Below are 10,964 nucleotides of genomic sequence, written 5' to 3' on the forward strand. Positions count from 1 at the left end.
GCGCTCGCCCGCGCGGCGCTCGCCGAGGGCGGCGCCGCGCCGACCGTGATGAACGCGGCCAACGAGATCGCGGTGGCGGCCTTCATCGCCGGCGCGATCCCGTTCTACGGCATCGCCGAACTCGTCGAGCGCGCCATCGCGCATTTCTCAGGCCTCCACCGCACGGCGCCGGACGGCGTCGAGGAGGCCCTGGCCATCGATGCCGAAGTCCGGGCCTGGAGCACGGCGGCGCTGCCGCGGTTGCGCGCGGCGGGGTAAGCCGTCTCCGCCGTCATTCCGCGGCGCCGCAGGCGAGCCCGGAATCCAGAGCCGCCGACGGTGCCATCTCGATCACGACCTAGGGTTCTGGATTCCGGGTTCTGCTTCGCAGCCCCGGAATGACGGAGCGGATGCGGTAAGCATCGACGCCGATCATACCCAAACGCGGCTCGTCACCGCTCCGGGCCGTACCCCGCGAAGAACACCCGCACGGCTTCCCGGATGCGATAGTCGATCTCGTCCCGCGTCACCGGATCGCCGGCGTTGAACAGCAACCGCGTCAGCAGGCCGGCCTGGCAGAGGTGGAGGAAGTGCTTGGCGGCGAGGTTCGTGTCGTCAGCCTTCAGGCGCCCGGCCGTGACCTGCGCGTCGAGGTAGGCGGTGAGCCGCGCCACGCCCATCGCCGGGCCGGCCTCGAAGAAGGCTTGGCCGAAGCGCGGAAACTTCTCGCACGCCCCGATCACCATGCGGATCACCGCCACGTGCTCGGGGCGGACCATCTCGATGAGGTAGGTGGTGCCGAGCCGCGTCAGCACGGCGGCGACGTCGGGGTCGTCGGCGTCGAGCCTGAACAGCGCCTCGGCGAGGCCGCGCTTCTCCTCCAGGGTCAGCGCCTCGAACAACGCCTCCTTGCTGTCGAAGTAGACGTAGAGCGTGCCTTTCGAGACCCCAGCCGTGCGGGCGATCTCGCCCATGCTCGCCCCGTCGAAGCCCGCACCCATGAAGACCTGGCGCGCGCCGTCGAGGATCTGGCGGCGCTTGTCGCTTTCCGGCGTCGCGGCATCTCGTTCCAGCGTGGCGGAGGTCGCGGGCATCTTTCCGATCCTGATTGACCGAACCGTTCGGTCAATGATATTTACCGCGTTGGATCGGCAGACGTCAAACTTTTAGCGCCGATGACCGAACGGTTCGGTCAGCAAGTTTCGAGACTGGGATTTCGGGCATGTCGTTGCGCGAGTATGGCGACCGGATCGATGCGGTCGAGACGGCAGACGCCGTGCGGGACGACCGCGCCGAGGCGCCGCGTGCTGCCCCGAAGGTGGTTGAGCCGCCGCCCGCCGCCCCGAAGGCCGCCGAGCCGCCGGCAGCGAAGACGCGCTCGCGCAAGAAGCTGGTCTTGGCCGGCCTGCTCTGTGCGGTCCTCGCTGGGGGCGGCTACCAGGGCTGGCAGTACTGGACGGTCGGGCGGTTCTTCGTGTCCACGGACGACGCCTACGTGCAGGCCGACATCTCGGTGCTCGCGGCCAAGGTCTCCGGTTACCTCGAAGCGGTGCCGGTGGTGAACGGCCAGTCGGTGAAGAAGGGCGACGTGATCGCCCGGCTCGACGACGGCGACTATCGGCTCGCGCAGCAGGCGGCGCAGGACAAGCTCGCGACCCAGGAAAGCACGATCGTGCGGATCGGCCGGCAGGCCGACGCAGCCCAGGCGCAGGTCGCGCAGATGGCCGCACAGATCGACGCCACCAAGGCCGACGCGGTGCGCGCGCTCGCCGACTACAACCGCGCGACGCAGATGCAATCCGACTACGTCGCCAAATCCCGCCTCGACCAGGCCAAGGCCGACCGCGACCGGACCGACGCCGCGGTGAAGGGCGCAGAGGCTGGGCTGATCGCGGCGAAGGCCAACGTCGAGGTGCTGCATGCCCAGCAGCGCGAGGCCGAGAGCCTGGCCGCCGAACTGCGCACCGCCGTCGATCGCGCTAAGCGCGACGTGGCCTTCTCGACGATCCGGGCTCCGTTCGACGGCGTGGTCGGCAACAAGGCGGTCGAGGCTGGCGCCTACGTCGCGCCGGGCTCGCGCGTCGCCGCTCTGGTGCCGCTGAAAAGCGTACGCATCGATGCGAACTTCAAGGAGACGCAGCTCGTGCGCGTCCGCCCCGGGCAGCGCGTCCAGGTCGAGGTCGACGCCTATCCCGGCCGCGAGATCGAGGGTGAGGTCGAGTCGCTCTCGCCCGCCTCCGGTTCGGTGTTCAGCCTGTTGCCGCCCGACAACGCCACGGGCAACTTCACCAAGATCGTCCAGCGCCTGCCGGTACGGGTGAAGGTGCCGGCCGATATCGCCGCCGAAGGCCTGCTCCGGCCCGGCCTGTCGGTGACGGTCCGCATCGACACCCGCGACGGCGCCGACGCGCCGCTGCTTCGCACCGCGCACAAGCAGGACTGACGCCCATGGCCGCAAGCGCCGCCGTCGGACCCGGCCGCGGCCCGATCCCCGCCGTGCCGGCGGTGGCGGCCGAGCCGCCGCTCGACCGCCGCCGGATGGTGGCGTTCCTGTGCATGGTGTTTGGGATGTTCATGGCGATCCTGGACATCCAGATCGTCTCGGCCTCGCTCAACGAGATCCAGGCGGGCCTCTCGGCCTCGGGCGACGAAATCCCCTGGGTCCAGACCAGCTATCTCATCGCCGAGGTGATCTCGATCCCGCTCTCGGGCACCCTTTCGCGGGTGCTCTCGACCCGGTGGATGTTCGTGATCTCGGCCGGCGGCTTCACGCTGATGAGCGTGATGTGCGCCACCTCCTCGTCGATCAACGAGATGATCGTCTGGCGAGCGCTGCAGGGCTTCATCGGGGGCGGCATGATCCCGACGGTGTTCGCCTCCGCCTTCACCATCTTCCCCCCGTCCAAGCGCTCGATCGTCTCGCCGATGATCGGCCTCGTGGCGACGCTGGCGCCGACCATCGGCCCGACGGTGGGCGGCTACCTGACGGATCTCGGCTCCTGGCACTGGCTGTTCCTGATCAACGTGGTGCCCGGTATCGCCGTCACGGTCTCGACCTACGTCCTCGTCGACTTCGACGAGCCGAACCTCGACCTGTTCAAGAGCTTCGACTGGTACGGGCTCGCCGGCATGGCCGGCTTCCTCGGTTGCCTCGAATACGTTCTCGAGGAGGGACCGAACCACGATTGGCTGCAGGACGACGCGGTGGCGATCTGCGCCGTGATCGGCGTGGTGTCGGCGGTCGGCTTCTTCTGGCGGGTCTTCACCGCGAAACAACCGATCGTGGACCTGCGCGCCTTCACCGACCGGAACTTCGCCGCCGGCTGCGCCGCAAGCTTCGTCCTCGGCATCGGCCTGTATGGGCTGACCTACCTCTATCCGGTCTACCTCGCCCGGGTCCGCGGCTACTCGGCGCTGCAGATCGGCGAGACGATGTTCGTCTCGGGCCTGTGCATGTTCGCCACCGCACCGATCGCCGGGCGTTTCTCCGGCAAGGTCGATCCGCGCATCCTCATGGCGATCGGGTTCACGGGCTTCGCCGCCGGAACCTGGATCGTCACCGGCCTGACCAAGGATTGGGACTTCTGGGAGCTGCTGTGGCCGCAGGTGCTGCGCGGCTGCTCGCTGATGCTGTGCATGATCCCGATCAACAACATCGCGCTCGGCACCCTGCCGCCGGCCCGGATCAAGAACGCGTCGGGTCTCTACAACCTCACCCGCAACCTCGGCGGCGCGGTGGGGCTCGCGCTGATCAACACCCTGCTCAACGACCGCTGGGACCTGCACCTCGCCCGCCTGCACGAGCGCTTCACCTGGGCCAACGGCGCGGCCCTGGAGCGCCTCGACGCGATGCGGCGCCAGTTCGAGGCGACCGGGGGCGACGCGGAGAAGATGGCCTTGAAGGCGATGACCAACACCGTGCGGATGCAGGGCCTGGTGATGAGCTTCGAGGACGTGTTCCTGGTGCTCACCGGCCTGTTCCTGACGATGGCGCTCGCCACCCCCCTGATCCGTAAGCCGGCGGCCGTCGCCGGCGGCGGCGCGCACTGACGCATCGGGCCAGGCTGCGTTCGCAAGCTGGGTTCGCAGGCGGCGTTCGCAAGCGGCGTTCGAAGGACGGGATTGCGGGGAAAACCACGGCGTGCGCCCCGCAGGCGTCGCGGCGCGCGCGCGCTCGTGCCACGCTGGAGATCGGGTCGCGCAGGTTTGCGTTGGATCACCACGGCACCGATCTGCTAGGACGGAACGCTGGGCCCGCGCGCGGCCCGAGGATCGACGCATGGATTTCCTGACCGCGATGGGCGGCACGGCCACCGGCTTCTTCGGTGCGGTGATCCCGTTCCTGTTCGTTCTGACCGTCGTGGTCTTCGTCCACGAGATGGGGCACTTCCTCGTCGGCCGCTGGTGCGGCGTCGGCGTCCACGCCTTCTCGATCGGCTTTGGGCCGGAGCTCGTCGGCTTCAACGACCGGCATGGCACCCGCTGGAAGCTCTGCGCCATCCCGCTCGGCGGCTACGTCAAGTTCCACGGCGACGCCAACGGCGCCAGCGTACCCTCGCCCGAGGCGATCTCGCGGATGACCCCGCAGGAGCGGGCGACCAGCTTCCCGACCCAGCCGGTGGCCAAGCGCGCGGCGATCGTCGTCGCCGGCCCGGTGGCGAACTTCATCCTGGCGATCCTGCTGTTCGCCGGCGCGATCTGGCTCGGCGGCCGCATGGAGCTGCCGGCCCGGGTCTCGGCGATCGACCCCAACAGCGCCGCCGCGCAGGCCGGCTTCCAGCCCGGCGACCTCGTGAAGAGCATCGACGGCGAGCCGGTCGCCGACTTCAACGCGATGTACCGCATCGTCACCGGCAGCGCCGGGACGCCGCTGAACTTCGTCGTCGAGCGCGCCGGGGCCGACGTCCCGATCGTCGCGACCCCGGCCGTCTACGAGGAGAGCACCAAGTTCGGCCGCCACCGGATCGGGCGCCTCGGCATCCGCTCGCCGGCAGCCTCCGAGGCGAAGCTCGTCACCTACGGCCCCGTCGCCTCCCTCGGGCTCGGCGTCCACGAGACCGCGTTCGTGGTGGAGCGGACCTTCTCCTACCTCGGCAAGCTGGTGACCGGCCGCGAATCCGCCGACCAGCTCTCCGGCCCGATCGGCATCGCCCGCGTCTCCGGCGAGGTCGCCAAGGTCGGCGGCATCGGCGGGCTGATCGGGCTGATCGCGCTGCTCTCGGTCTCGATCGGCCTGCTCAACCTGTTCCCGGTGCCGCTGCTCGATGGCGGGCACCTGCTGTTCTACGCCTTCGAGGTGGTGCGCGGCCGCCCCCTGAGCGAGCGTGCGCAGGAGATCGGCTTCCGACTCGGACTCGGGCTCGTGCTGGTCCTGATGATCTTCGCGGCCTGGAACGACATCCTCAACCTCGGCGCCTCCTGGCGCGCGACCTGAGCGTCGCGGCGCCCTTCGGCGGGCGCCCGGCGCGGGGCGCCGCATTCCCGCCGTGATTGGGTCCGCGGGAGCCTCGCCGGGCGCCCGATCGGGCCGCGGCACCGCACCCGCCGAAACGCCTCCAGATGGTTTCGAAGGCGTTGCGGCGATCCCATTCGCGCCAGGAATGTCGTGATGCGGCAGGGATTTACCGTTCGTTTACCCTGCGACGAATTGGACGGGAACTTCGCGTCACCGTTAAGTGGCCTGAAGGCCACGGCCCTCCAAAATCCAGGTCATGGGGCCTCCCGCGCCGTTTGCTTGGCTAGGGAATCCCGGTAAGAGCTACGCTTGGACCAGGTATTACGGGACGGCCGGTCAACGGCCGCCCGTGGCGGGTGCGAACCCGATCCGATAATAAGACAGACGGGCGAATAGATGATGTCGATGACGGGGAAGCACCGGCGTAAGTCGGTGAAGCGGACCATCGTCCTAGCCGCCGCGGCGGGCATTGCGCTGACCGGGGTCGCGCAGGCCCAGCAGATCGTCGTCCAGGGCAACCGGCGCGTCGACGCCGACACCATCCGTTCCTACGTCACCGGCACCGCATCAGGCTCCGCCGAGGAAGCCCGCCGCAACCTGCTCGCGAGCGGCATGTTCGCCGACGTGAAGGTCGCCGCCAGCGGCGGTCGCACCGTCGTGACGGTCCGCGAGAACAACCTGATCAACCGGGTCGTGTTCGAGGGCAACAAGAAGATCGAGAAGGCGACCCTCGAAGGTCAGGTCGAGGCGAAAGCTCGCGGCGCCTTCAACGAGGCCGTGGTCAAGTCCGACATGGCGCGGATCAAGGAAGTCTACCGCCGCGCCGGCCGCGGGACCGCCAAGGTCACCTACCGCACCGTCGATCTGCCGAACGGCTCGGTCGACGTGATCTACCAGATCGACGAGGGCGACAAGACCGGCATCGTGTCGATCAGCTTCGTCGGCAACAGCGCCGTGAGCGAGCGGACCTTGAAGGGGCTGGTCTCCTCGTCCGAGATGAACTTCCTGTCGTTCATCAAGACCTCCGACGTCTACGATCCCGATCGCATCGCCAACGACCTCGACCTCGTCCGCCGCTACTACCTGCGCAAGGGCTACGCCGACTTCCGCATCGTCAACGCCGACGCCCGCTACGTCGAGGGCCCGGACGCCAACGGCTGGGTGATCACGGTCACCGTCGAGGAAGGCGAGCAGTACACGGTCGGCGCCGTGGCGGTGGATTCCCGCCTGCCGGGCCTCGACACGACGCGCCTCGACGGCGAGGTCCGCACCGCGGTCGGCGACATCTACAACGCCGAGGACGTCGAGAAGACCCTGTCGGGCCTGACCAACGACGTGGCGCGTGCTGGCTACCCCTTCGCCCAGGTCCGCCCGACCGGCCAGCGCGACCGCGCGACCCACCAGGTCTCCCTCGGCTTCGTCGTCGAGGACGGCCCGCGCGTCTACGTCGAGCGCATCAACATCCGCGGCAACACCCGCACGCGCGACTACGTCATCCGCCGCGAGCTCGATATCGCCGAGGGCGACGCCTACAACCGCGTGCTGACCGACCGGGCCGAGCGCCGCCTGAACGGCCTGGGCTTCTTCAAGAAGGTCCGCTTCTCGAACGAGCCGGGCTCCTCGCCCGATCGCGTCGTGATCAACATCGACGTCGAGGATCAGCCCACGGGCTCGTTCTCGGTGGCCGGCGGCTACTCCACCCAGGACGGCATCATCGGCGAGGTCTCGGTCTCCGAATCGAACTTCCTCGGCCGCGGCCAGTACGTCCGCCTCGCCGGAACCGGCGGTCAGTATTCCCGCGGCGTCGACTTCTCGTTCACGGAGCCGTACTTCCTCGGCTACCGCCTCGCAGCCGGCTTCGACGCGTTCTACAAGTACAGCGACCTGACCCGCTACTCGCGCTACGAGACCACCGTCTACGGCGGCCAGCTCCGCATCGGCCTGCCGGTGACCGAGCAGTTCGGCGTCACGCTGCGCTACTCGCTGTACAACACCGAGCTGAAGGTCCCGAACTCGATCAAGCAGCCCTACAACGACTGCTCGAACCCGATCCCGGGCCTCACCGACGTCTACACCGCCAACGACGCGCGTGGGACGGTCGATCCCGCGACCGGCCGGAGCCGCGTCGGCCTCGCCTCCTACCCGAACTGCGCCTACAACGGCGAAGCGTCGATCGCGATCAAGGGCTCGCAGGGCAACACGCTCACCTCGCTCGCCGGCCTGACGCTGGCCTACTCGACGCTCGACGTGATCGGCGCGCCGCGCAACGGCCTCTACGCCGAGCTGAAGCCCGACCTTGCGGGTCTCGGCGGCGACTCGAAGTTCTTCCGCGTCACCGGCGACGCCCGGTACTACAAGGAGCTCTACGAGGACGTCGTCGGCTTCGTCCGCATCCAGGGCGGTCACATCGAGGCGCTCGACAGCAACCCGCTGCGCATCACCGACCAGTTCTTCCTCGGGCCGTCGCTCGTCCGCGGCTTCGCCCCCAACGGCATCGGACCGCGCGACGTCGGCACCACCGACGCCCGCTCCAACGCCATCGGCGGCTCGACCTACGTCGGCGGCACCCTCGAGATCCAGTTCCCGCTCCCCTACGTGCCGCGTGATCTCGGCCTGAAGGGCGCGGTCTTCGCCGACGCCGGCACGCTGTTCGGCTATCACGGCCGCACGAACTTCGACGTGAACGGCGACAACTTCATCAACGGCACCGCGCCCGGCGGCGCCTGCAACTTCAACGCCTTCAGCATCGGCGTCGAGCCGGAATGCGTGAACGTCCGCGACAAGACCACGATTCGCTCGTCGGTCGGCGCCTCGATCCTGTGGAACTCTCCCCTCGGCCCGATCCGCTTCGACTACGCCTATGCCCTCAGCAAGGACGAAGGCGTGAAGGTCTTCGTGCCGACGCTCGGCAAGTACGGCCATATCGGCGCGGACCAGACGCAGGCGTTCCGCTTCTCCGGCGGCTCGCGGTTCTGATCTCGGAAAAAAGGTCGCGCGCCGCCTCGGGTTTCCCGGGGCGGCGCGTTGTCGTGCATGCCTGATCCCGTCTTCTTCATCCCACAGCCCGGTCTGACCCTCGGCCACGTCGCCGAGGCGGCGGGCCTTCCCGTGCCCGAGGGCTTCGATCCGGCGCATCGGGTCGACGCCGCCGCGCCCCTGGAAACCGCGGGGTCGCACGACCTCGCCTACATGGACAACGCCCGCTACGGCGAGGCGCTCGCCGCGACCCGGGCCGGCATCTGCCTCGTCGCCCCGCGCTTCGCCGCCCGCGTCCCCGCCGGCACCGCCGGGCTCGTCCTGCGCGATCCCTACCGCGTCTACGCCGACCTCCTCGGCCGTCTGCATCCGGACGCACTCCGCCCCGGCTCGCAGTTCGGCGCCCGTGGCGTCGCGCCGGGCGCCCACGTCCACCCCGACGCGCGCCTGGAAGACGGCGTCACGGTCGATCCCGGCGCGGTCGTCGGCCCCGGGGCCGAGGTCGGCGCGGGCACGGTGATCGGCCCCGGCGCCAGCATCGGCCCCAACGTGCGGATCGGGCGGGATTGCGCCGTCGGCGCCGGCGTCACCTTGAGCCACGCGCTCATCGGCAACCGCGTCATCCTCCATCCCGGCGCCCGCATCGGCCAGGACGGCTTCGGGTTCCACATGGGCGCGACCCACCTCAAGGTGCCGCAGGTCGGCCGGGTGATCGTGCAGGACGACGTCGAGATCGGCGCCAACACGACGGTGGACCGCGGTGCCTCACGCGACACGGTGATCGGCGAGGGCACCAAGATCGATAACCTCGTGCAGATCGCCCATAACGTGGTGATCGGCCGCCACTGCGTGATCGTCTCGGGCGTCGGCATCTCCGGCTCGACGACGCTGGAGGACTACGTCGTACTCGGCGGGCAGGTCGGGGTCGTCGGCCACCTTCGCATCGGCCGCGGGTCGCAGATCGCCGGCTCCTCCAACGTCAACCGCGACGTGCCGCCCGGCAGCCGCTGGGGTGGCACGCCGGCCAAGCCCGTCCGCGCCTGGTTCCGCGAGCTGACCACGCTCGCCCGCCTCGCCGAGCGCAGCGGCCGCGACGAGCCTGCCGACAAGGGCTGATCGTCCAAGCTCCCGATCGTCCAAGGCCCTGATCGTCCAAGATCCGGCGTCGGCCGCGCTTGCATCCGGGCGCCGTTTGGGTCGAAAGGACGGGGATCGGTGACGACGGGCGGGCGCGGATGCGCGGCGTCGAGGCGAGGATCGAAGAGATCGATGAGTGAGACGGCGCGTGAACTCGGCTCGGCCGACATCCAGAAGGTGCTTGAGCTGTTGCCGCACCGCTACCCGTTCCTGATGATCGACCGGATCATCGAGATCGACGGCGACGAGAGCTGCATCGGCATCAAGAACGTCACCGTCAACGAGCCGCAATTCACCGGGCACTTCCCGAACATGCCGGTGTTCCCCGGGGTGCTGCTGATCGAGGGCATGGCCCAGACGGCGGGCGCGATCTGCTGCCGGCACATCATGGAGAGCAACGTGCAGACCAAGCAAGTGTTCTTCATGACCATCGACAAGTGCAAGTTCCGCAAGCCGGTGGTGCCGGGCGATCAGGTCCGCTTCCACATGAAGAAGACCAACAATCGCAAGACGATGTGGTGGTTCCACGGAGAGGCCCGCGTCGACGGCGTCCTCGTGGCGGAGGCCGACATCGGGGCCATGCTGGTGACCGCGTGAGCGCGCCCGCGATCCATCCGAGCGCGATCGTCGAGGACGGCGCCGAGATCGGCGACGGCTGCCGCATCGGGCCGTTCTGCCATGTCGGCCCGCAGGTGGTGCTCGGCGTCGATTGCGAGCTCGTGAGCCACGCGGTGGTGGCGGGCGACACCCGGATCGGCGCGCGGACGAAGATCTATCCCTTCGCCTCGATCGGCCACCCGCCGCAGGACCTGAAGTACAAGGGCGAGGCCTCGACGCTGCGGATCGGCTCCGATTGCCTGATCCGCGAGGGCGTGACCATGAATCCGGGCACCGAGGGCGGCGGCCTGGAGACCGTGGTCGGCGACCGCTGCACCTTCCTGGCCAACGCCCATGTGGGCCATGACGGCCATGTCGGCAGCGACGTGATCTTCTCGAACAACGTCATGCTCGCCGGCCATTGCAGCGTCGGCGACTACGCGATCCTCGGCGGCGGCGCCGCGGTGATCCAGTTCGCCCGCGTCGGCGCGCATGCTTTCGTCGGCGGTCTGTCGGCCCTGGAGAACGACTGCATCCCCTACGGCATGGTGCTCGGCAACCGCGCTTCGCTCTCGGGCCTCAACATCGTCGGCCTCCAGCGACGGGGCTTCGCCCGCGAAGACATCCATGCGCTGCGCCGCGCTTACCGTTCGCTCTTCGCGGCCGAGGGCACGCTGATGGAGCGGGTGGAAGACGTGGCTTCGGAGTTCGAGAGCCACCCGGCGGTCCGCGAGATCCTCGATTTCATCCGCGCCGGCGGCAAGCGCTCGATCTGCACGCCGCGCGAGGCGCCGGCTCCCGTCGGCGGCGCCTCGCGCGG

At 69.2% G+C, this 10,964-nt stretch carries 8 protein-coding genes and 1 pseudogene; 8 read left to right on the top strand and 1 reads right to left on the bottom strand.

The annotated features are described in order from the left end of the window. Positions 1–258, top strand: a pseudogene (locus FV222_RS08765) (1-deoxy-D-xylulose-5-phosphate reductoisomerase); the annotation flags it as partial. Between the two features lie 173 nt (positions 259–431). On the opposite strand, the gene FV222_RS08770 reads toward FV222_RS08765, so the two are convergent. After that, positions 432–1,073 (bottom strand): TetR/AcrR family transcriptional regulator, encoded by a 642-nt coding sequence (locus FV222_RS08770; protein ID WP_147750505.1) that lies wholly within the window; start codon positions 1,071–1,073, stop codon positions 432–434. Between the two features lie 128 nt (positions 1,074–1,201). Between FV222_RS08770 and FV222_RS08775 the strand changes: the two genes are divergently transcribed. The 7 genes from FV222_RS08775 to lpxA form a co-directional block, all read left to right on the top strand. Next, positions 1,202–2,422: an HlyD family secretion protein gene (locus tag FV222_RS08775; protein ID WP_147762659.1), complete on the top strand. Its 1,221-nt coding sequence runs from the start codon at positions 1,202–1,204 to the stop codon at positions 2,420–2,422. A gap of 5 nt (positions 2,423–2,427) precedes the next feature. After that, a complete protein-coding gene (locus tag FV222_RS08780) occupies positions 2,428–4,029 on the top strand; it encodes a DHA2 family efflux MFS transporter permease subunit (RefSeq protein WP_147762660.1) in 1,602 nt (533 codons plus the stop codon). A gap of 229 nt (positions 4,030–4,258) precedes the next feature. Then, entirely contained in the window at positions 4,259–5,413 is a 1,155-nt protein-coding gene (gene rseP / locus FV222_RS08785; RefSeq protein ID WP_147813857.1) for an RIP metalloprotease RseP, read from the top strand. A gap of 417 nt (positions 5,414–5,830) precedes the next feature. Then, positions 5,831–8,410 carry an outer membrane protein assembly factor BamA gene (gene bamA / locus FV222_RS08790; protein ID WP_147762662.1) on the top strand — a complete coding sequence of 860 codons (2,580 nt, stop codon included), beginning with the start codon at positions 5,831–5,833 and terminating at the stop codon, positions 8,408–8,410. Between the two features lie 57 nt (positions 8,411–8,467). Then, entirely contained in the window at positions 8,468–9,526 is a 1,059-nt protein-coding gene (gene lpxD, locus FV222_RS08795; protein ID WP_147750510.1) for a UDP-3-O-(3-hydroxymyristoyl)glucosamine N-acyltransferase, read from the top strand. Positions 9,527–9,679: 153 nt separating this feature from the next. After that, positions 9,680–10,144, top strand: coding sequence for a 3-hydroxyacyl-ACP dehydratase FabZ (gene fabZ / locus FV222_RS08800; protein ID WP_147750511.1), 465 nt, complete (start codon positions 9,680–9,682; stop codon positions 10,142–10,144). Further along, positions 10,141–10,964 (top strand): acyl-ACP--UDP-N-acetylglucosamine O-acyltransferase (lpxA, locus tag FV222_RS08805; protein WP_147813859.1); only part of this gene is annotated, 824 nt, incomplete at its 3' end. The genes fabZ and lpxA, both read left to right, overlap by 4 nt.

It is taken from the genome of Methylobacterium sp. WL103 (genome assembly GCF_008039885.1).
Lineage (GTDB): Bacteria > Pseudomonadota > Alphaproteobacteria > Rhizobiales > Beijerinckiaceae > Methylobacterium > Methylobacterium cerastii.

Coding starts and splice junctions, on each gene's coding strand:
- fabZ (WP_147750511.1), top strand. CDS start 9,680: ATGAGTGAGACGGCGCGTGAACTCGGCTCGGCCGACATCCAGAAGGTG.
- lpxD (WP_147750510.1), top strand. CDS start 8,468: ATGCCTGATCCCGTCTTCTTCATCCCACAGCCCGGTCTGACCCTCGGC.
- FV222_RS08780 (WP_147762660.1), top strand. CDS start 2,428: ATGGCCGCAAGCGCCGCCGTCGGACCCGGCCGCGGCCCGATCCCCGCC.
- FV222_RS08770 (WP_147750505.1), bottom strand. CDS start 1,073: ATGCCCGCGACCTCCGCCACGCTGGAACGAGATGCCGCGACGCCGGAA.
- bamA (WP_147762662.1), top strand. CDS start 5,831: ATGATGTCGATGACGGGGAAGCACCGGCGTAAGTCGGTGAAGCGGACC.
- FV222_RS08775 (WP_147762659.1), top strand. CDS start 1,202: ATGTCGTTGCGCGAGTATGGCGACCGGATCGATGCGGTCGAGACGGCA.
- rseP (WP_147813857.1), top strand. CDS start 4,259: ATGGATTTCCTGACCGCGATGGGCGGCACGGCCACCGGCTTCTTCGGT.